This window comes from Thermococcus peptonophilus (assembly GCF_001592435.1).
GTDB classification, from domain to species: domain Archaea; phylum Methanobacteriota_B; class Thermococci; order Thermococcales; family Thermococcaceae; genus Thermococcus; species Thermococcus peptonophilus.
This window is the reverse complement of record NZ_CP014750.1, coordinates 826,700-848,022: the sequence shown is the minus strand read 5'-3', so window position 1 is coordinate 848,022 and position 21,323 is coordinate 826,700. Positions and strand designations below refer to the sequence as shown.

The following is a 21,323-nucleotide window of genomic DNA, read 5'->3' as shown; positions in this document are numbered from 1 at the left end:
TCTATGTCTCTTTTTTCCGAACTTCAATTTCTTTCCCTTGAGCTTGGTACCTCCCACGGGAAGGCCCTCGTCTTTGCAGACCCCCACATCGGCTTCGAGCTTTCGAGGGGACTCCGCATCAGGACTGGTTTTGAAGAGGTTCTGGCCCAGTTCGTACTGGAGAGGGATCCCGACGTCCTCATAATCCTGGGGGATCTTAAAGAACCCTTGGGCCTAAGCTTCAGGCTTAAAGAGATGCTCCTGCGGTTTTTCTCTCCACTAAAGGACATCCAAGTCATTATCACCAAAGGCAACCACGACGGAAAAATCGAGGAGATAACCAGAAAGTTCGAAAACGTTTCCGTTGTTGAGAACTTTATCCTGGACAAAAAGCTGTTCCTCCACGGCCATACAAAACTACCAGAAGGGGAGTTCCAGGAGGTCTTCCTTGGTCACGCTCACCCGGCCTATACCTTCAAAAGCGGGGGAGTTGCGAAGAAGGCCAAAGTCTTTGCCAGGGCCGGAAAATTCCTCGTCCTACCGACTGTCAACCCGTACATAGAGGGTTTTGACATACGAGAGGGCCTGAAGTTGGTTCCGTTCCTCAAAGATGTTTCCGAGGTCGAGATATTCCTTCCTGAAGGCGTTTATGTTGGGAGGGTAAAGGTTTATTAAGGGGTATGAAGATACACTTTCATAGGTGTGAGAGAGCAGGTTGGGTGAAGTGTGATGGGCGACGTCTACGAGAGGCTCGAAGCACTGCTTAAGTCGCTGGGAGTGAAGAAAACCGAGCTCAGGATATACAGACTCCTCCTGGAGAAAAAGCGCCCGATGAGGGTAACCGAAATAGTTAGTGAACTTGGAATAAGCGAGCGTTCGGTCAGGGAGCACGTTTTGAGCCTCTACAGGAAGGGAATGCTCAGGAGAGAGCTTATACAGCAGGGCTGGCTTGGGTACACTTACACCGCTGTCTCCCCCTCTGAGCTTCTCGCGAGGATAAAGCAGAACATCCTGGAAAAAATAAACGAAATCGAGATGGAGCTTAGAGAGGCTAAGAACTGACGGTAACAACACCCATTTCTTCAAGTATTTCGACCAGCCTCTTCAGCTTCTCTCTCTCGATGCTTCCGTACTCTTCTTCAAGGATCCGGTAGGCTCTCTCCTCCGGAAGGAGTTCCCCGAGCATTATAAGCTCGTGGAGGTGCGTCACCGTTGCCCTCTCCTCGGTCAGCTTCTTGAAATCATCAGCCAGACTGGGCGCTCTGCTCCTGATCAAGCGCTCGGATATCAGTCCCCGTTCTTTCCACTTCAGCCAGGGGTTTACCTTGGTCTCTACCTCTGAGTTAAGCTCCAGCCCAAGGAACTCTGCATCTCTAGCGAGGCCGGCCTTTATGAGCCTCTCGCTCTCCTTAGGTTCAAGGCGCATTCCGATTTCCCCAAGAACTTTTCTGGCGTAGCCCCTTGCAAACCGCTCAATCCTGCTCTTTTCTCCCTCTGAAAGGAACAGAGCCGCCGAAAGAACTGCCCTCCCGATTATACTCATCGTCTCTCTGCTCACCTTGTCCACGGTGTCGCCGCTTGAGTGGTAGAACCTGTCCGGCCACGTTATCGGCATAACCGAAGGCACACTGAAGAAGTTGAAGATGTCGTGGTCGCTCCCCATCTCGTACTGGTATGCCCTGAAGGGCATTACCGGAAGACTGCTTCCTGAGAAGCTCTTCCCCCTGGAGTTGCTCAGCTCAAGGGCGACCTCCAACGCTCCGGAAACCATCGAGAAGCGGGAGAACGGTGTCCTCACAAACATTAGAGTTGATCCTGAGCGGTCGGGACTGCCTGCGACCATGTCGAGGTTTATGGCAGCATAGTACCCTCCAACACCCTCCTTTTCAATGAACGCCTGGCTTCCGTGGTACTCTGGAACCCAGAGGAAGGCGTAGCCGAACCTGCCGTTTTCCCGCTTTGAGAGAACCCTCGCCAGCTCAAGGAGCATCGCGCTACCGCTGGCGTTGTCGTTTGCTCCCGGCTTTGGATGGCATATGTGCGCCGTGAAAAGCAGGTGCGGTGGTTCGCCAACTTCGGCATAGACCATGGGAAGTGTCTCCGAACTTTTTATCTCTGTCTCGGCTGTACCATTAACTTTGGCGCCTCCCGAAAGCGCCCTCTTAATAAGGTCTCTAGCAACAGTTTCTGGGACGGCAAAGGCTGGAATGTGTGCCCATTTGAGGTCGTCTTTGGTAAGGAACAGGCCGATGTAAGGATAAAACTCGCCCGTCCCCTCCCTATAGGCTATGAAGCCTGAAGCTCCAGCCTCATTAGCTCTCCTGTAGGCATCCCTCCAATCCTTCCCGACGAGAACGACCTTTCCCTCTGCCTTTTTCCAGTCTTCTTCCCGCAGAATCGGGAGTACTTCTCCCTCGACCTCCCCGGGTGGGGAGTGGGCCATTATGAGGAGCGGGCTTTCTGCAGTTGTAAGGGGATTTCCTGGAACTTCAAGATGCCCTTCAATGAGCTCCCATGCTATTGGGGAGGGAAGCGTGATGTGCCAGCGTTTGCCGTCGTACTCGTCCTTGAGTAGTTCCGCCTTCAGCCCCATACGAGACAGCTCTTCGAGAACGTATTCGGCGGCTTCTACAAGGCCTCTCGACCCCTGTATCCGGTGGAAGCGGGAAATCCCAGCTATCCAGTTCAGAACGTTGTCGGGGCTAAACTCGGCACTCTCCTTTAAGAAGTGCTCCATAGAGTTCACCGAAGAATTAATTGAAAATGGGCAGAAAAAGTTATCCGTTACTGTCCTCTAAGCCCCAGCATCTTCGGTGGTTCAAGGGCCTTCAACGAGTTAAGAAGCTCCGGTGGGAGCATCAGATTTGTGGTCTGGAGGAATTCAAAGTACTCTCTTTCAAGTGATTTTCCTGCCTCTTGGACTTCTTCCTCGCTTTCCTCAGAGGGAAAGGCAAACTCTGTCTTTCCGGAAGTTTCCTCCGGCTCAATTTTTCCCGCCACTATAAGGTTCTTCGCTATCAGCTCTGATCTGTCACGAAGTCCCTGCTCCTTGCCCTTTTTATAGGCCTCCTTAACTAGGTCGTATATTCCAAGCTCCTCTGCCTGTTTGTAAAGCTCTTCGCGCTTCTTCCTCACCCACTCAGCCCACTCGCTGTGGCCCTTCAGGCCAAGGAAGTAGCCGAAGCTGTAAGCTTCTTTAACGAGCTGTTTCTTGTCGGTCATATCGGTGCCTCCTTATAAACAGTTATACCCTCGTTCGTAAAGCGCATCCTCTTGAGGTTGCTGTCGTGGGGCACGCCCCTCATCTTGAGTATCTGGATCGCCCTGACCATCTGGTAGTTGCGCATGAAGTGGTGGAGTACGATGACGCCGTCAGCGAGATAGTACTCGTCGGTGTACTTTTCGGAGCTCAGCATTTCAGAGAGGAGGAGCGTCGTTATATCCATGGTGCGGAGCTTTCTGACGAAACGGCCCAGTTCCTTCCTCTTCCCTTCGGGGTTTGTAACGAAAGACTCAAAGAGGCTGAAGGAATCTATTACAACCCTTTGAGCCCCTTCCCTCTTGATAATCTCCAGGAGAAGCTTGAAAAGTTCATCCCAGCTCAGCTCGCGATTTGCACTAAGGAGAATTTCACCGAGGTCGTAAAAGACAATCTTCTTTGAATTCACGTATTCAAGAATTCCCAGATTGTACCGCAGCATATCCCTCACTATGAGGTCTGGCGTTTCAAAAAGTGCTATGAAAAGACCTTTTTCGTCGTTTTTGGCACCCTCAGCAAGAAACTGCATCCCAAGTGTGGTCTTTCCGCTTCCGGGTGGTCCACTCACGAGATAAACTCTACCCGGAAGAAAACCGCCACCTATTAAGTCGTCAAGTCCAGGGACCCCACTCGGTATCCTGTCAAGGTTCTTTAAAAGTTCTCCAACGTACATCTTCATTCCCCTGTATATTGTCCACAAGTTTTCTATTTAAACCCACCGATAGTTCAGCTCCCGGTATGTAACCCACAAGATGTGAACACTGCCTCAAGCAAGAAGAACTAACTCAAATAGTTGCGAGCAGATAAATCATTCAAGCAGAAACAAGAACAACGCAACCTGCTCATGAGAGGTTTGTTGTCATAATACTGGCTGAAAGCTTCAACTTACTGGCTTCCTTAAATAGTCCGTAAAATTTATAAGCTCTTCTGGTGCGCTATCATCGGGCAGTGGGGCCGTGGGGTAGCTTGGTCTATCCTTCCGGCTTCGGGAGCCGGAGACCCGAGTTCAAATCTCGGCGGCCCCACCATAGCGGCCCTTTCTTACGAAAGCGCTGGCAGAAAGGTGGTATGCTCTTCTAACAAGCTCTGCATTGAGGGTGTTCCACTCTTCATTGGCAACTCTTGCGGGATTTCCTCACAGTATAGCGCTCGAAGAGCGCTAAAAAGAAAGTTCGAAACCACAATTCGCGAGAGAGTTTTGAGAGTAAACCTGCGGAGCTTGCCTTTTTGGAGCATACACCTCCTAACACGCGAGCTCAACAAGAAGGGCACACGTTTAGTGAAGCTTTTTCCAAAAGCTTCAGCGCCGCATTTACTGGCGTTCAAGCGTCCTTAACGGATGGCGGAAGAGAGCGCACCTTTTCTAAAAATGCAAATTTTCAAGGGATTTATTCCCCACATGCTATTCTAAAAAATGTTTGCCCCCCACAAGGCGCCTACGGACGCCAAAACAAAAGGCAACCCTTTTGAAAGGCCACTTTAAGTTAAACCCCTCTCAGCCAAAACCATAAAAAGAGTGCACGGTTGACACTCTACGTTTTTATGAAACGGGCAATTTTGATTAAACTTTGCCCAGCAAAGTTTACTCGCCTGTGCGAGGTTTGATCAAGGTTCGTGGTTCTTTTTAGAATTGCTCTTCTACGAGGATTTCCACGATGCACGGGCCAAGAAGAGGTGAATTCTTCAAACATGCTGATTAAAAATGAGTTTTCTCACTTTGAGGCTCTACGGGCGTCAATTAAAAATAAAACTCGTGCAAAGGAGCTTACTAAAAGACAGAATTCACACTCGCACAGCGAGCCCCTTAATGAAAATCCCTTCAAAACTGCCCTTTGGCCAAGAACCACTAACTTTGTCTGAAAAGTACTTAAGCTCTAACTCAAATTCTCTTTGGTGGTCGTATGGACGAGGTAGAACTCCTAAAAAAGCTCGTCTCAATAAAGTCCCCCTTCGGTGGGGAGCACGGGATTTCGAAGTTCGTAGCTTCACTCCTTGAGGAGAGTGGTATAAAGACAGAGACAGTTCCCGTTGAGGGTTTTGGTGATGATGTGGTCGCTTACCTCGATGGTAAAGGTCCAACTGTGGTTTTAAACGGCCATATGGACACGGTGCACTTATCCCAGGGATGGACGAGGCACCCCTGGAGTGAGCTCGAGGGTGACAGGTTATACGGACTCGGGAGCGCTGATATGAAAGGCGGACTGGTAGCACTTCTGGCAGCTTTTCTTGAGATTTCAAAGCTCCCCAAGAAGGAAAGGCCTAGCGTCATCTTCACTGCCGTCAGCGATGAGGAAGGCTTTTCGAGGGGAACTTGGGAGCTTATAAAAAGCGGCAAGCTCGACAAAGCTGATCTTGTTCTCGTCGGAGAGCCAACAAACGAGAAGCTCATGCTCGGTGCCAGGGGCAGGTTCGTGATTGAAGTGAAGGCAAAGGGAAAGAAGGCCCACGCGGCGAGACCTTACCTTGGCATCAACGCCGTGGAAGAGCTCGCCAAGCTCGTCTCCAACCTCAACAGGATACGGATGAAGAAGCATCAGAAGCTCGGAAAAGGCTCGTACTGCACCCTCTACTTCTCTGGCTCGGCTGATGGATTGAGCGTGCCAGACGAGGCAATTGCGATAATTGACAGGCACGTGGTCGTTGGTGAGGACTGGGAGAAGGTTAGGGGAGAACTCTACAGGCTCGCAGAAAGGGTTGGTATAAGGGCCGAGCTTAAGATAGAAAAATACAGGCGCCCAACTCCTGAGATGCTCCCTTATGCTGTGAAGGAGAACAACAGGTTCGTCAGGCGGTTCAAGGAAACATACCGGGAAGTTAGAGGTAAGGAAGTTGAAATTACCTATGGAGCGAGCGTTGGGGACTTCAACTACTTCGGAACTTATCTGGGCAAACCAACGCTCGTCTTCGGGCCAATCGGGGGCAACTGGCACTCCGCCGACGAGTGGGTCAGTGTCTCATCCGTCAGGCGGGTCAAGGAAGTCTACCTGAGCTTCCTAAAGGCGTTGGCTGGCCTCAGATAAGCCGGTCTCCTCACCGCTCGGGGCAGGGAGTTTTCCTCATCGGCCAAAGTCTTTTAAGTTTTCAACTTTTAAACTCAACCATGTTCACAGTCGTCGCAAGAGCCAGAAAGGACACAAAGGCCCTCCAGTACATAAACGAACGCAACTACGGCGGCTTTCTCGGGGTTAAAAGCCTCGGAGGTGGAAGAAGCTTTGAAGAGATAGAGGATAGTCTTAACGAGGTTCTTGGAGAACCCTACATCCCTATATTCCTCTTCGGGGAGAAGGAGAAGGCTCTCATGGAGGATATCATCGAGGTTGTGAAGGAAGGCGAAAGGCCGTTCTACGCGAGGCTTTTGAGGACCAAGAAGGTTCGAAACATGCGCGTTGATGAGCTATACGCCCACCTTGAGGAGATAAAAGCTCGCTTCAGGCTCGGAATCGAGTGGAAGAACGCTTATTCTCTCAATCCTGAGAACCCTTTTGGAGTAGAAATGCACCCCGACTACGACATCTATCTGGCTATTGGTGATGGTTTTAAAAAGGCCATGAAGTCCCTCCTTGACGTTGATCTCGGCGAGAACTCTATCGTTCTTAGGAAGCTGATGAACCAGGAGGTTTACTTCTCGGGTCCGAATAAAGTTGCCGAGGTTAGCAAGAAGCTCGGCTTTCCGACCGAGGTTCTCTGGAGGTGTCCCTGCACGGAGGATGTTTCCCTTGATGAATTGATAGCCGCAAACAGAGACTACATCGAGGCTTTTGCAAACGCGAGCAAAGAGTTCCTGAGGAGATTTGAAGGATACGATATAGTTGTTCCCTGGAGCGGGGGGAAGGACTCTACGGCGGCCCTCATACTGGCAAAGGAAACGTTCGGTGAAGTTAATGCGGTCTACGTCAGGATGGAGTACGACATGCCGGAGACGGAGGAATACATCGAGAAGCTCGCAGGAAAGCTGGGCGTCAACCTGATTAGGGTTGATGTTCCGATGCCAATAGACAAGTTCGGCATGCCGACCCATAGAAACCGCTGGTGCACCAAGATGAAGGTCGAGGCCCTCTACAATGCAGTCAGCGAGTTTGAGAACCCGCTTTTAGTCGTCGGTGACCGCGATGGAGAGAGTGCCAGGAGGCGCCTAAAGCCACCTGTAGTTGAGAGAAAAACAGATTTTGGCCAAATCCTTGAGGTTATGCCCATAAAGTTCTGGAGTGGGATGATGGTTCAGCTGTTCATCCTCATGAGGGGCTTTGATCTCCATCCGCTCTACTATGAGGGCTTCTACAGGCTCGGATGTACCGTCTGCCCGAGCCTTGCGGAATGGGAAGTTGAGCTTTTGAAAAGAAAAGGCGTAAAAGACCTCCCGCTCACCTACGCTTCCTCAGGAGCGGGAGAAGTGCGAGGGCGAGAATGAAAGCTGGACCGCAGACCGATTGTATCCCCGAGCTTGGGGTACTTGTTGAGGTTGCGCTCGGCGTGGAAGTACTTCCGCCGTTTGTGTTCGTATTGGTTGGCAGGGCTGGTATGGCAGTTTCGTTGCTTGGAACGTTTGGTGTGCTCTCGTTCACCTTTATCAGGAACACGCCGGCGCTCTCCCTTGCATACTGGTAGAATATCATCGCATTTACTAGATCGTCGGTGGTGTTGCCCTTCTCGTAGCTCTCGGCGAACTCGTAGTATGCTACCGAGAGGAGCGGATGGAGTCCGTTCATCTGCGCTATTCCTATGGCCGTCTTCGCTGCCTCTTTCATTTCCCGAAGTTTCTCCCTTAGGATGGTCTCGTTGTCTATTCCGAGGGTGTCAAGGAACACCTCCCCGCGAACCCTCGCTTCCATAGCGGTGAAGATTGCCGCTGAGTACTTCCCGTCCCCGTAGTACTGCTCTGCCTTTTGGATCGTATCTAGGAGGTCGTTCCCTATGACGTTTCCGTACATGGACTCGATGTAGGTCACTATAAGGCTTGACTCATCTATGTAGTTTCTTGCAGTGTCTTTGAGCTCTTCCCTATCTATAACCTCACCCTTTGCGAACCTCTCACCAAGTTTGGCCCAGAAGCGCGCGGTCTGCGCTCTCTCATAGGCGTAGGCGGCTTTATCAACGGCGTCCCAGTAGTCGGCGCTGTAGTAGTACTTCCAGCCTTCCTGGAGGCTCGCCTTGGCATCCTCTACCCTCTCTTCGGCGGCGGCAACCGCCTGGAGCATCGTCATGCCCCTTATCTCCATGGACGATACTAGGCTTTCGGTCTGGTTTATGTAAGAGTTTACACTAGTCAGAAGGTTCGCAACGTCCTCTGGGCTCTCAACGCTGATGTACCAGTCAATGTGCCTCAGGACTATCCTCGCCTGGAAGTCCTTGCTGAGGGCCGTGTAGTACATTCCAGAGTCCAAAGCTTCTTTAGCGTCATCAAGTATGGCCTTTGCCTGATCCAGTGCCTCTTTGAGGACCGTGTAGGTGGAATAATCCACGTTGCTCTTTTTCAGCTTCTCCTTAACGCTCTCGTAGTAGGCAGTGGTGTTCTGGTAGTCTTTGACGGCGTCGTCCTTGAGGAAGGAAGTGTCTATAAGGACGTTGGCCGGTGCCTTCGGCTTGGGGAGCATGTGGCCGGTGAAGTAGTAGACGGCCTCGTATATGTCGCTTACCTCCTTAACCTCGAGGCCCCAGCGCTCCTTTGCGTATTCAACGACGTCAACCTTCTCGCTCTTTGTCTGCACGACCTGCACTATCCCGCCTATGCTCTTCTGCTGGGTCTCCTGGATGACCTGAATCCTCTGGCCCTGGGGGATGAGGAAAAGCTTTGCCCCGACCGAAGCGGCCGCTGAAGCCTTCTCAAGGATTCCACCGACAGGGCCTATCGTTCCGTCGGGGTTTATCATTCCAGTCATCATTACCTTTGGGTTTACCTTCCACCCCATGAGGGCGGCGATTATGCCCACTGTCATTGTTCCTCCTGCCGATGGCCCGCCTATGATCGGCGTGTCCGTTTTGACCTGTATGAAGACGTCGTACTTGCTCATGTCTTTGCCCGTTACCTTTCCAGCTATTTGCGCCGCCAGCCTCGCGCTGGCCTGCATGTCCACCTCTGAGAGGGGCCAGGTCTCGACGTAAACGTGCCCGCTGCCCGGCGCGACGGTTATCACGAAGTCCGTGGCTACACCGACGAGCCGTCCATCTGGAGTCTTTGAGACGGCAGGTGCCTTCAAGACGACAGTGGTTCCCTCTGAGGGGCACTGCGCCTTCACTGGGGTTACTACCAACGATGCTATGAGGAACGCTGCCAGCAGAATGGAAAGTGCCCTTTTCATACATATCACCGGGACGTTGCTTGTTTTTTACACTATAAACTCTTCGGTTTTTAGGCTGGCAAAATGATATAAACCCAATTCCAGACTGCCTCCAGGTGAGATGAGATGGAAGTTGAGAGACTCATGAGGTCTGCGGAAGAGCTGGCGAGAAAGCACGGGGTTGATTATTATGAAATCAGGATCTCAAGGGTGGTCATGACCGAGGTGTCTATGAGCAACGGCCAGCTCAGGGGGCTTTCCAGTAACTCTGAGACGGGAATAGGTGCAAGAGCCTTCAACGGCGCGTGGGGGTTTTCAAGCGCAAACGACTTCGGAAGGTTTGAGAGAGCGATAGAAACAGCCATGAAAATAGCTAAGCTCTCCCAGGGAGACTCAAAGATATACACTGGTGATCCCGTTGTGGATGACGCCGAAATGCCCGTGAAAAAGCCCTTCTCTGAGATAAACATCGAGGACAAGGTTGCCCTTGTGAAAGAGGCGGATTCCATGCTCACAGGGGAAAAGATCGTGAACAGAAACGTCTCTTATCGCGATACTATTGTGGAAACCTTCTATTTCAACTCCCTCGGGAGCGAGATAAGGACGGTTGTTCCCAGGATACGCTTTGGGTTTTCCGTAACTGCGAAGGAGAGCGGGGAGATGCAGCAGTACTGGAAGAGCTTCGGGGGAACTCTCGGCTGGGAGATGGTTGAGGGGATTGACTTTTCTTATTGGACTTCCACAGTGGTGGAAAAGGCTAAAGAACTGTTAAAAGCCAGTTCCCCCCCGTCGGGCGAGTTCCCGGTAATAGCCGACCCGGAGCTTACTGGCCTCTTCATCCACGAGGCGCTTGGGCATGCAGTCGAGGCAGACCTCGTGAAGAACGGAGACAGCATTTTGGCTGGAAAACTGGGTCAGAGGATAGCGGTTGATGAGCTCACAGTCGTTGATGACCCAACGCTCCCGGGCAAGTTCGGCTCCTACATCTACGACGACGAGGGAATAAGGGCCAAGAGGGTTGAGATTATCCGCGACGGTGTCCTGGTGAACTACCTCAACGACCGCGAGACTGCCCAGTACTTCGACCTTGAGCCGAACGGCCACGGGAGGGCGCAGAGCTACGCTCACCAGCCCCTCGTAAGGATGGGCAACACATACGTTGAAGCTGGCGACTGGTCGTTCGAGGAAATGCTCGAGGAGGTCAAGTACGGGTTGTACATGATAGGCGACAAGGGAGGACAGGTGGACACCGCCAACGGAACCTTCACCTTCGGTGCGAAAGAAGGCTACATAATCGAGAACGGAGAGCTTAGGGAAATGGTGCGCGACGTTGCTCTCTCCGGAAAGATCCTCGACGTTCTCAGGGGCATCCGCGCCATTGGAAGGGACGTCAGGATTGAGTATCCCGGATACTGTGGCAAGGGGCAGACGGTTCCCGTGGACGATGGCGGCCCGCACATACTCACGAAGGCCCTGGTGGGGGGATTGAGATGATTGATGTTATTGAGAGCCTAGCTGAAATCCTGAACTCGAAGAACGTGGAGTGGGAGATTTACTGGGAGAGCGGGAGGAGCGGTTCTTTCAGGATAGAGAGAGAAGCCCTCGAACGCTCCCAGAGGAAGTTCTACTCCGGCATTAGTCTCAGGGTGGGACTGAACGGAAAGCTCGGCTTCTCGTACATAACCGGCATCCACCACTCTCTTTCAGAGCTTGAAAAGTTCGTGGAGCGGACGATGAAGCTGGCTAAGGTCAGCGAGGTTCCCTTCAGGGGCTTCCCGGTTCCGTCTAAAGTTCCCGGGGTCAAGGGAATATACGACAGGAGAATCGAAGAGATACCCTTTGAAGATGCGCACGCCCTTGCGCTCCAGTATGCTGAGAAAATGAGGGAGCTGAAGGGAAAAGAGACCCTTTCGGGTTCGATTTCTCTAGCCTTTGAGAGGTATGGTGTCGTGAACTCCAACGGAGTTGAGCTTGAAGCCTCCTCAACGTACATGGGAGTTTCCACCTACGCCGTTAGGGAAGACAGGCCCGGAAACGGTTCTTTCTATCAGAGCTACCGCTCCCTCCAGGGCGTTGAGGCCTTAGAGGAGGCCATACTGAAGGCAAAGGAGGATGCAGAGCTCAGCGCAAGGGCCAGGAAGGTCGAACCCTACGATGGAGAACTCGTGCTTGAGCCCGAGGCGGTCATGTCCGTTGTGGAGGTCCTTCTTGAGAACTTCTACGGTGATGAGGTTTACTACGGCAGGAGCAGGTTTTTCACTCTCGGGGAGCCGGTTGCCTCCGATGCCTTTACCCTCGTGGACGACTCAACCCTCGAAGGTCTCCCGGGGAGCTATCCCTTCGACGGTGAGGGTACGCCGGGTCAGAGGAGCTACCTGATCGAGAACGGTATTCTAAAGGGCTTTCTCCTCGACCACACCTACGCCGCCCTTCTCGGCCTAAAGAGCACTGGAAACGCGGTGAGGAGCTTCAGAACAACACCTTCAATAGGAGCGAGCAACCTTGTGGTCGAACCTGGAGAGGAAAGCCTGGAGGACTTTGAGGGGGTCATCATAAAGAGTGTTTTCGGTGAGCACACTGCCAACCCCGTCAGCGGGGACTTTTCACTTCCAGTTGGTCTCGGCTACGTTGTCAAAAATGGAGAGGTCATCCCCTTTAAGGACAACATGCTAGTTGGCAACGTCTTTGATCTCCTAAAAACAGCCGAGCCTGGAAGGGTCGTTAAAAGAATTTCCTCATTTATGGCTCCGAGGGTTAAGGTTCACGCAAAGATTGTTTAATTATTTGAACAATCTTCCGAGTTTCGATACTTTTTTATATTTCCTAAGTGTAAGTAACCACAGGTGGTCGGCGTGTCCAAAACTGATCTTCGTGAGTTTTTGTCGGCGTTTTATCCTGGTGAGACGGTGTTGATTGAGTACGACACGGTTTCAATGCCCGAAGTGCTGTTCTACCTCATATACCTGAACAGGGAAAACCGACCGGTGCTTATCGACGACGTTGCTGATACTCTCTGTGAAACTCTCACCAAACTTGAGTTCATGGGATTTGACGTTTCCGGGTTCAACGATGTGCCTGTTATTAAAATAGGTGGTGGGGAAAGAAACTGCGGCAACGTTCTCGGCGAGGTTGACGTTGACAGGTATTCCCTGGATGTAAGCTACTACGGCAGGATAGTTGAGAAGGCGTCCTTCAATGACGTCGTTCTAAACCCGGTTCTCGGAGTCCACAAGCTTTTCCTTGCTCTCGAAAGGAGGGGAGCCCTCAGGCTCGTCAAGAACGTAGCAATGTTTGAGGGTGACAGGAGGAGGATAGCCTTTTACTTCATCAACAGGGACGTGGTTGAAATGTCTTACCCCGGGCTTCTGCCTCTCCTAGAGGAGATCGCGAGTACAGTGATTACGTGGACGTTTAATGGTGAAGAATTTGTTCTTTACGTTTCAAAGTCCGCAAACCTGCGCGTCATGGGAAAAGGACTCTCGTTTACCCTCGATGAAATCTCTTCCCTTTAGCCCAAAGCTTTTAACTGCCTTCTCTTATCACTTCTGGTGATACAATGGGGCGGTTGATTCCAGCAGTGCTGATACTCCTACTCATTACTCCCATCGCCTCTGCCTGGGAAGTTCCCGAGCGGGGGGTAATATACCAGGTTATGGTGGATCGCTTTTACGACGGCAACACCTCAAATAACGAACCGTTCTACGACCCGACTCACTCCAACTACCGCCTCTACTGGGGTGGAGATTTAGAGGGCCTCATTGAGAAGCTCGACTACATAAAGAGCCTTGGAGTCTCAATGATATGGGTCTCGCCGCTCAACGACAACATCAACTCCCTTGCCTACGGGAGCGCTCCCTATCACGGCTACTGGACGAGGGACTACAGGAGAATTGAGGAGCACTTTGGGGACTGGAACGACTTCAGACGGCTCGTGAAAGAGGCAGAGAAGCGGGGAATCTGCGTAATCGTTGACTACGTGCTCAACCACTCGAACCCGGTGAACGACGGTGAATATGGTGCCCTCTACGACAACGGCACCTTTGTGACGGACTACTTCAAGGACACGAAGAACGCTGAAGTGGACCCGATTACCGGAATCCGTGAGAACATCTACCACCACAACGGCAACATCTTCACGTGGAGCGGGATACCGCTCAAGTACGCAAACCTCTACGGCCTCTCTGACTTCAATCAGCTCAACCCGTGGGTGGATTCATACCTCACCGAGGGGGCCATGCTCTTCGTTGACTCAGGTGCCTGCGGCCTCAGAATAGACGCCGTCAAGCACATGGAGCTCGGGTGGCTTGAGACCTTCTACCTCCGCCTCTACTCCAAAGGGCCGCTCTTCATCTACGGCGAGTACTTCACGCCCTCCCTCCAGAAGGGTGATGACCTCTACGAGTTCTACCGCTACTCGAACGTCTCCCCGGTTCTTAGCATTCCAATCAGGGAGGACATTGTGAGGACCTTCGCCTTCTTCGGCGGCCTCGACAAGCTCTCCGAGGAGCTTGAGGACTACTACTCCCACTTCGTCTATCCAACAAAGGCGGTGAACTTTCTCGACAGCCACGACCTCGTCCGCTTTTTAAATGCTGGCGATAGGAAGGACGAGATCCAGCGCTTTCACATGGCCCTCGCTTTAACCTTAACCCTGCCCGGGATTCCTGTGATCTACTACGGCGACGAGAGCTACCTCGCTAGCAAGGACGGAAGGGGCGACCCCTACAACAGGCCGATGATGGTCTTCGACAACACCACCGAAGCTTCTAGAATAATTCGCACCCTTGCAGGGCTGAGAAAGACCAACGATGCCCTCGCCTTCGGGGACTTCAGAACCCTAACTGCATCCTACGAGACCTGGGCCTTCGAGAGAACTTTTGGGAACCACAGCCTCCTCGTGGTCATGAACAAGGGGCCTGCGGTCAACCTGACTTTCTCCATAGACTGGCCCGACGGCACATACCGCGACGCCCTCTACGGTGGGGAGATGGCCGTATCGGGCGGGAAGGCCTCTGTTTATCTCCCGAGGGACAGCGTCTACGTCTTCCACACCGAGGGAGAGCAGAAAATCCCTCTCATCGGCTCAATAACTCCCTACGCGGCCCAGCCAGGCCAGAAGATAGTCATCGGGGGTGCAGGATTTGGAAAGGGTGGCAAGGTCATAATCGGCGATAGGGAGGCAAAGGTTCTGTCCTGGGGGGATGGGAAGATAGTCGTTGAGGTTCCCCGTCTGGAGACCTTGGCGGCATGGGTGAACGTTACGGTCCTTTCCGGCGGAAGGAGAAGCTCTCCGAGGCCGCTCCACTACTACTCCGGAAACGACGTTCCCGCGCTCATAGCCCTCAACGCCAGCTTCGTGGGGGATGTCTCCGGAACGCTGTGGCTCATCGGCGACCTGCCGGAGCTTGGGGAACCGAGGCCTCTCCTGAAGTCGTCAACCGGCTATTACTTCACGGTTGCTCCGCTCCCGGAGGGCGTGCCGTTCTCCGTTAGATTCTATGAGGGGAAAGCCTGGGGTGTTTTAAGGCCGCTGAACTTGACTCTCTACGGCGTTGGGAACAGAACCGTTATCCTTACTGAGAAGCCTCCGAGGATTCTAGAGGGACAGAAGTCGAGTGGAGAGAGGGCCCTCTTCTATGCCCTACCGGTAATCTTGACAGCGGTTTTAGCCCTTGTAATCTGGAAACAAAAAGGATGAGTTAGATCTCTTCCAACAATTTCTTTCTCTTTTCTTCGTATTCCTCCTGGCTTATCACGCCCATGTCGTAGAGCTCCTTCAACTTCTTGAGTTTTTCAAGCGGGTCTTCTTTCACTTCCTGAATTGGGGCTTGGGCTGGTTGGTAAGCCGGCATCGTCCTCGTTACGAACTCCCTAGGTTTCTTCAGCACCCAGGTCTCGCTGGTTAACCCCTTTTTGACGTCTATAGATACTGGCTCAACCGCGATGGCGTTAAGGGCGTCCTTTATGGCGTTTATTGCCTTTCTCGCTTCTTCCTTGTTCATCCAGCCAAGCTTGAGCGTTACCTCTTCTTCGCCCTGTATGATGAACTCTGAGCTCATTATACCGAGCTTGACGAGAACCTGCTCGAGCTTCTGGTAGGGAATGGCCTTGAGATCGTACCTCCCGAGGACTTTCTCGTCGAGGTAGATTATCCTCCTGTCGGTAACGAGGAGCCACTTCGGCTTTTCGAGGCTTACCTTTTTCTTTATCGCAAATAGGACTCTCTCGTCTGGTTCCAAGTGTCTCACCACGGACTTCGGCAGTTTGGGGTTCTCTTTGATCCCCATTATACATCACCTGATTGGGAATTTGAACTTCATTCCTTATCTACCTTCCGGCAGGTTTAATTATCCCAGCGGATATGCTAAAGGTGGTGATATCATGGACTTCGAGAGAAATCCCCTCATCGGGATGGTTCACCTCAAACCCCTTCCGGGTTCCTACCTCTACGATGGGGACTTCGATTCAGTCATTGCGCGTGCTCTAAGGGACGCTAAAACGCTTGAAAAAGCGGGCTTCGACGCGATCATGGTGGAGAACTTTGGGGACGTTCCCTTCCCGAAGTACGCCGACAAGACTACAGTCGCTTCCCTTGCGGTTGTCGCAAAGGCGATACGGGATGAAGTCTCCCTCCCGCTCGGAATAAACGTCCTCCGCAACGACGGGATAGCCGCCTACTCAATAGCCTACGCCGTGAAGGCCGATTTCATCAGAGTGAACGTGCTGAGCGGCGTCGTCTATACTGATCAGGGAATTATAGAGGGCATCGCCCACGAACTGGCGATGCTGAGGAATAGGCTTCCCTCAAAGATAAAGGTCTTCGCTGATGTGCACGTCAAGCATGCAGTTCACTTTGGGGACTTTGAGGATGCCCTCCTCGACACCGTGGAGAGGGGCTTAGCGGATGCAGTTGTAGTCAGCGGGAAGGCAACCGGAAGGCCCGTTGATGTGGAAAAACTCGCGCTCGCTAAGGAGATCTCTCCAGTTCCGGTCATAGTCGGTTCTGGAACGAGCTACGACAACCTTCCGGAGCTTTGGCCTTACGCCGACGGCTTCATAGTAGGCACATGGATAAAGCGCGGTGGGAAGGTGGAGAACGAGGTATCAATGGAAAGGGCAAGGAAGCTGGTTGAACTTGCGAATAACCTTAGGAGAAATTTGCCGTAATTTTTCCTTTTGTCGAATTTCTTTTTGCGAAATGTTTATTACCCAGTAGTGCGTAACTTGTACAAAGCAGAACCCCCTACCGCTTTGCTTTTCTGCGGTGGTTTTGCTTTGGGAGTGTGAGAAAAAATGGGGAAACTGTTGGGATGCCTCCTTTTTGCTTACCTGCTTATTTTAACATATGTCGCCCCATTTGGGGGCAACATCTCGGGGGTTAGCGCGACCACGGCGGGGATATCCCTCTCATCTAACGAATCTCAAAACGTGACGAGCATCCTTCCGCAAATTCTGAACGACACTATCTCGGAACTGTCGTCCCTCGGGATAACGGTGAAGGACTCCTCTATATCAAAACCCTGGTTAAGCTGGTTCGGAGAACTTGAGATGCACATCTCCGGAACGTATCAAATCAACGAGAACCTCACCGCACAGGTTGATCTGACCGTGACCGATTATGGAAACGAGAGCAACGCTCAGAACGCTTTCTCAAACACAGAGCTTTCCTGCAGTCCCAAGCCAGGCCTTCTGCCGGACGATAAGGCAGTAATGCATCACGAGGGAGACGGAAAAGCATACTGCTACACTTTCTACACCGACTTTGTAAGGTCCAGCCCTGAAAAGCCTGATTTGACAAATCATAGGGCCAATCAGCATTTCAAATATCTCAAGCAAGAAGTTTACGGCCAGTACCGCATTTCAGTGTCCGTATCAGGTGATGCGTGGGACCTAGGGAATTACCTGTATTACTCGGGCAGTTACAACGGCGAAAACATCAGAAAAAACATTACATCTGGGGTGATGGGAGTACTGGAAGACGGCTCGGTTCTCGTATCCTCTTTTCTCACCGTTGACGACAGCACTGTGCTTAATTTAACTGTTGATGAGAACGCCTACGTGGCCTACCTTAGTCACGTCGAAGCCGTTCACGGAAAGGCCCTCTCGTTCTCTACCTACATCGGAAACACAATCACGGGCAGGGTGATATCCCTTCTCGGAGGCACAGCACCTCCGGTTAGCGAGACGTACGGGGACCCTCCACAGATTGAGATACTCTCCCCCTCGAACGGCCAGACGATATATTTTGAGCTGGGGAAGCCACTGACCTTTGAGATAAGGGTCAAGGTTACCGACGAAGACTTAACCTATGCGGGGGCGCACTACGAGAGCGGATCCCCAAAGATAGTGATGATCGGTGGCGAGCTCCAGCCCAGACTCGGCAAGGGTGGAGGGGTAGGTTCCGTAACCGTAACCCTTGAGCCTGAGTACCTCGGGAACGTTACCGGCGTTGTAAGGGCCTACGCGAAGGATGCCGGTGGAAACGATGTTGAGAAGAGCATAACCGTCTACCTCAGGGAGAAAACTGCTTCCACGAGCTCTTCGGCCCCATCCACCAGCTCTACCTCTACAACCCCCGGTGTTTCTTCCACTACAAACACACCAACATCAAGTAAGTCTCCAATAGAGGGGAAACAGGAAGCGGGGGATCCATCGAAGTTCAAGAACTCCTTACGGGGAGTAAGGATGGAAGGAATGCTCAGCAAAGAGGCAAACGCCCGGATGAAGATAACCATCGACAAGCTCAAGGGCATAGGTTCTGGAGAGGGTCTTGAAACCGTTGAGGTCGAGACCCCGTACGGAAAGGACGTTAAGGTTTACCAGAAGGACGAGAAAGTGAAGACCAAGAAAGGTTCCTCCCTCTGGTTTAAGCTCAAATATTACGGCGGCAAGGCGCTCGACACCGTCATTGATTCTGCCTCAGGTGCCCTTGACAAGCTGGTTGAAAAGTTCATGCCATCCCCGGTCGGTCTCTGCAAGGACTACGTTAAGGCCTACAAGGACAGCCAGCTCTTCCAGGCAGACGATGCAACCAAAAAAACCATGCAGGATCTGCACGTGAGCAAGGAAGGGGCTGAAAGCTACAATGAGATGAGCGGAATTGAAGATAGACAGCTCGCGCTATCGCCCTACAAGAACCTTGCCCCATCGACCCCGCTGACCAAGCCCTTCGAGTTCACCTTTGGCGCGCTTGAAAAGGGGTTCAAGCATACCCTGGCAAACAACTACAACTGGGAGTTCGAAGAAACTGCAAAGACCGCAATGAAGTACAAAAAAGCCGGCATGAAATACGAGGATATTGTTGCCCTGACGATAAGGGACGTTGATGAGTCGATAGGCTTTACCCGACAGGTTCAGACGATGAACGCCCAGTCCAAGGGGAAGTACCAGAGTCAGGCGGAGAGAATAAAGTTCTACCTCAAAAAGCTCCACGAGGAGGGTAAGATATGAAGGGGAAAGCGCTCCTCCTGATACTCCTGCTCCTCGGCGGCTATCTGTATTTCAACGGCTACATCAAAATCCCCGACAACCTCGGCCCGGACAACAATCCATACCCTCCTGGAGGAGGCTCGGGTTCAGGGGGCTTCAGCAACGGGCTTACATCCAGCGATGCCCAAAACCTCAGGCAGACTGTCATCTCAATGGGCGCTTCGGATGCCTACGTCTCCCTGTCGAGCGGGAGAACACTCGTCCAGTTCGAGGTTCCGGCCGTGGATGAGGGTCTAATGGGCATGGCCTATGAGGTGGCAAAGAAGGCCTACGAGGCCAATCCAACGAAAGAAGTCAGAGTGGAGGCGTATTACCTCGGCGAGCCGGTTTTGGGGTTGACTGTACACAACGGCGACTTCGACAACCCTGAATTTGAGGACATAAGGAGGCCTGAATTTAAGGTGGAGTCAGACCTCTGGATATTCGATGTCCTCGTCCACAACGTCACGATAACTAATGATACCGCCAGCGTCACCCTCGAGTACCTCGCTGATAAGGAGGGCTTCTGGAAGGACTACTTCGCGATGAGCTTCCTCATCCTTGAGGATGCCCCATGGGTTAAGGAAATCTCGATAACCTACCTGGCCGACAACGGGAGTTTAACGGTATCTACTTCAAGCGACGACCTTTTGAGGCTCCATTCGGGGGAAATCACGGCGGAAGAACTTCCCGGCATAGTTCACATAAGTGCCGAGAATACCGGGGGAAACGTTGAGCCTGAATCTACGTGTGCCCCGAGCAAGGAAGACGCCTATAGGCTCTTCGTCCAGGCCTACAACAACGTCACCTCCCTCCAATCCTCCGGAGCGAGCGATGAGGAGATTCGGGAAGCCTACGCGGAATACCAGAAGGCCAGGGCCTGCTACGAGTCCTTCCTGACCACGACGACCTCCGCTGCTTCCAGCGGAGAAGTGGGCGAAATCAAGACCGTGACCCTTGATACTGAGGGAGCGGCGGGGGTAGAGTTCTCCACGGGCGAGATGAATGGCTTCGACGAGATAGGAGATGACATGTGGAAGGACGTTGACGTGGCTGCAGAGCCGTGGTGCGTTGATTACCCAGCTCTGCTCGGTCACTGGATAGATCTCGGAGAAGGGAGCCTTGATGCCTTGGACCCGGGCAAGATACCTACCTCTGGCTACCCAACGGGGGAAGTCAGCGGAGAGATAAAAGCGGGCCACGTCTACGTGAACCTCAACTCCGACGGAACGCTTACCGCCTTTGAGCTCGTATCCCACGAGAAGACTGGCGACTGCTCTCACAGGATAACGATAAGGTACGCAAACCTTGGAGGGGGCTGAAATGGAACCCTTAACCGGATTCCACGTCCTCGGCCCGCTTCTGGGCCTTTTCCTGCTTTTAGTAGCCGGGGTTCTCTTTGTTTTGTTTGCAAAGCTGACCTTTAGGCTAATTCGGAGGCTTGTTTGATGAGATTGGAAAGAAAATGGGAAGGTGTTTGATTATGGAGAAAGTTGTTTACGTGATACCCAACTTGGAGTACCACAAGGGCTTCCTGAAGAACGCCCTTGTAAACCTGGTTGTGACCGACCAGAGGATAATCATCGCCCACGTGAAAAGGGAGATGATCCAGAAAGCCAGAGAGGAGGCCAAGGCGAGGGGAGACGGCTTCTTCAAGAGAATCTCTTCTGGCTGGACGATGCACGAGCGCTATTACGGGATGTCTCCCGAAGACATAGTCAATGAGGCCCCAGAGAACTTCTCGATTCCGCTGAACGGAATAAAGGAAGTCAAGCTCAAGAGCGGCAACATCGATGAGGGCAAGAAGGATGAGATGGAGATAAAGTGGAAGGAGAAGAGCAAGTTCTCCGGGAACATGAACCAGCGTGAGATAAAGAAGAAGCTCTCCGACCTCAACATTAAGGTCAAGGGAGGAGGGCTATTCGGGTTTTAAAGGTAATGGAGGTGAGATATATGGGACTCATTAAAAAGCTCCTTGTTGGCTTCCTCGTGCTACTGATTATCGGCATTGCGGGAATCTTCGGCATGCAGTACTATTACAACACCTTCTACGAGAAGGTTCCGGTTGAAGTAAAAACGGAAACCGTCAGCGGTGACGTCTTCTACCTTTCACACGTCCTTGAGCCAGGTAAGTACTACATAAACGCGAGCAGCACCGGGACCGTGGAGAAGATAACGATCCTCGACGAGAAGGGGAACGTCCTAACCGAGTCGGAAACGGACAGCATGATATACGGCTCAAGCAAGGCCTTCCAGGTAAGGGTTGACTACAAGAGCCCGGCTAACGTTGATTCCTACACTGTCAGCGTCGGGATTTACAGACTGGTTAGGAAGTGAGGTGG

General features: G+C 52.2%; 19 protein-coding genes and 1 tRNA gene. 15 read left to right on the top strand and 5 right to left on the bottom strand.

Translation table 11 applies throughout. From position 1 onward, the window contains the following. Positions 1-3: 3 nt before the first annotated feature. Both A0127_RS04510 and A0127_RS04505 read left to right on the top strand, forming a co-directional pair. Positions 4-654, top strand: a complete 651-nt coding sequence (locus tag A0127_RS04510) for a metallophosphoesterase (RefSeq protein ID WP_062388495.1) — start codon at positions 4-6, stop codon at positions 652-654. Between the two features lie 54 nt (positions 655-708). After that, positions 709-1,041 (top strand): transcriptional regulator, encoded by a 333-nt coding sequence (locus A0127_RS04505; protein WP_054840852.1) that lies wholly within the window; start codon positions 709-711, stop codon positions 1,039-1,041. Here the strand turns inward: A0127_RS04505 and A0127_RS04500 are convergent. The 3 genes from A0127_RS04500 to A0127_RS04490 are packed head-to-tail and all read right to left on the bottom strand — an operon-like array spanning position 1,031 to position 3,917. Beyond that, positions 1,031-2,716, bottom strand: coding sequence for a DUF4910 domain-containing protein (locus A0127_RS04500; protein ID WP_062388492.1), 1,686 nt, complete (start codon positions 2,714-2,716; stop codon positions 1,031-1,033). The genes A0127_RS04505 and A0127_RS04500 overlap by 11 nt on opposite strands. Positions 2,717-2,763: 47 nt before the next feature. Continuing rightward, positions 2,764-3,201, bottom strand: a complete 438-nt coding sequence (locus tag A0127_RS04495; protein ID WP_062388489.1) for a hypothetical protein — start codon at positions 3,199-3,201, stop codon at positions 2,764-2,766. Continuing rightward, positions 3,198-3,917, bottom strand: a complete 720-nt coding sequence (locus A0127_RS04490; RefSeq protein WP_331710457.1) for an RAD55 family ATPase — start codon at positions 3,915-3,917, stop codon at positions 3,198-3,200. Before A0127_RS04490 ends, A0127_RS04495 begins: the two co-directional genes overlap by 4 nt. A gap of 271 nt (positions 3,918-4,188) precedes the next feature. Here A0127_RS04490 and A0127_RS04485 point away from each other — a divergent pair. From A0127_RS04485 to A0127_RS04470, 3 genes are all read left to right on the top strand, one after another. Next, positions 4,189-4,266 (top strand) — tRNA-Pro (locus A0127_RS04485). 873 nt (positions 4,267-5,139) lie between these two features. After that, the gene (locus tag A0127_RS04475) at positions 5,140-6,258 is read left to right on the top strand and encodes a M20 family metallopeptidase (RefSeq protein WP_062388486.1); all 1,119 of its coding nucleotides are present in this window, start codon (positions 5,140-5,142) and stop codon (positions 6,256-6,258) included. Positions 6,259-6,338: 80 nt separating this feature from the next. After that, positions 6,339-7,646, top strand: a complete 1,308-nt coding sequence (locus A0127_RS04470) for a phosphoadenosine phosphosulfate reductase domain-containing protein (RefSeq protein WP_062388483.1) — start codon at positions 6,339-6,341, stop codon at positions 7,644-7,646. Here A0127_RS04470 and A0127_RS04465 read toward each other — a convergent pair. Next, the gene (locus tag A0127_RS04465; protein ID WP_062388479.1) at positions 7,600-9,534 is read right to left on the bottom strand and encodes a S16 family serine protease; all 1,935 of its coding nucleotides are present in this window, start codon (positions 9,532-9,534) and stop codon (positions 7,600-7,602) included. The two genes, A0127_RS04470 and A0127_RS04465, sit on opposite strands and share 47 nt — an antisense overlap. A gap of 105 nt (positions 9,535-9,639) precedes the next feature. On the opposite strand from A0127_RS04465, the gene A0127_RS04460 reads away from it, so the two are divergent. The 4 genes from A0127_RS04460 (at position 9,640) to A0127_RS04445 (ending at position 15,211) form a co-directional block, all read left to right on the top strand. After that, positions 9,640-11,007, top strand: coding sequence for a TldD/PmbA family protein (locus tag A0127_RS04460; protein WP_062388476.1), 1,368 nt, complete (start codon positions 9,640-9,642; stop codon positions 11,005-11,007). Next, positions 11,004-12,293, top strand: coding sequence for a TldD/PmbA family protein (locus tag A0127_RS04455; RefSeq protein ID WP_062388473.1), 1,290 nt, complete (start codon positions 11,004-11,006; stop codon positions 12,291-12,293). The genes A0127_RS04460 and A0127_RS04455 overlap by 4 nt, the downstream gene beginning before the upstream one ends. 63 nt (positions 12,294-12,356) lie before the next feature. Next, a complete protein-coding gene (locus tag A0127_RS04450; protein ID WP_331710456.1) occupies positions 12,357-13,025 on the top strand; it encodes a DUF257 domain-containing protein in 669 nt (222 codons plus the stop codon). 44 nt (positions 13,026-13,069) lie between these two features. After that, positions 13,070-15,211, top strand: coding sequence for an alpha-amylase family glycosyl hydrolase (locus tag A0127_RS04445; RefSeq protein WP_062388468.1), 2,142 nt, complete (start codon positions 13,070-13,072; stop codon positions 15,209-15,211). Between the two features lies 1 nt (position 15,212). On the opposite strand, the gene A0127_RS04440 is transcribed toward A0127_RS04445, so the two are convergent. Beyond that, positions 15,213-15,800 (bottom strand): PH domain-containing protein, encoded by a 588-nt coding sequence (locus A0127_RS04440; protein ID WP_062388465.1) that lies wholly within the window; start codon positions 15,798-15,800, stop codon positions 15,213-15,215. 94 nt (positions 15,801-15,894) lie between these two features. On the opposite strand from A0127_RS04440, the gene A0127_RS04435 reads away from it, so the two are divergent. The 6 genes from A0127_RS04435 (at position 15,895) to A0127_RS04415 (ending at position 21,318) form a co-directional block, all read left to right on the top strand. Beyond that, positions 15,895-16,680, top strand: coding sequence for a BtpA/SgcQ family protein (locus A0127_RS04435; RefSeq protein WP_062388461.1), 786 nt, complete (start codon positions 15,895-15,897; stop codon positions 16,678-16,680). Positions 16,681-16,818: 138 nt separating this feature from the next. After that, positions 16,819-18,963, top strand: coding sequence for a hypothetical protein (locus A0127_RS04430; RefSeq protein WP_156471151.1), 2,145 nt, complete (start codon positions 16,819-16,821; stop codon positions 18,961-18,963). Next, entirely contained in the window at positions 18,960-20,303 is a 1,344-nt protein-coding gene (locus A0127_RS10600) for a hypothetical protein (protein WP_197463601.1), read from the top strand. The genes A0127_RS04430 and A0127_RS10600 overlap by 4 nt, the downstream gene beginning before the upstream one ends. A gap of 1 nt (position 20,304) precedes the next feature. After that, entirely contained in the window at positions 20,305-20,430 is a 126-nt protein-coding gene (locus A0127_RS10810; protein ID WP_269451026.1) for a hypothetical protein, read from the top strand. Between the two features lie 34 nt (positions 20,431-20,464). Then, the gene (locus A0127_RS04420) at positions 20,465-20,914 is read left to right on the top strand and encodes a hypothetical protein (protein ID WP_062388454.1); all 450 of its coding nucleotides are present in this window, start codon (positions 20,465-20,467) and stop codon (positions 20,912-20,914) included. Positions 20,915-20,934: 20 nt separating this feature from the next. Then, complete coding sequence (locus tag A0127_RS04415; protein WP_062388451.1) at positions 20,935-21,318, top strand: hypothetical protein; 384 nt, start codon at positions 20,935-20,937, stop codon at positions 21,316-21,318. Positions 21,319-21,323 lie beyond the last annotated feature (5 nt).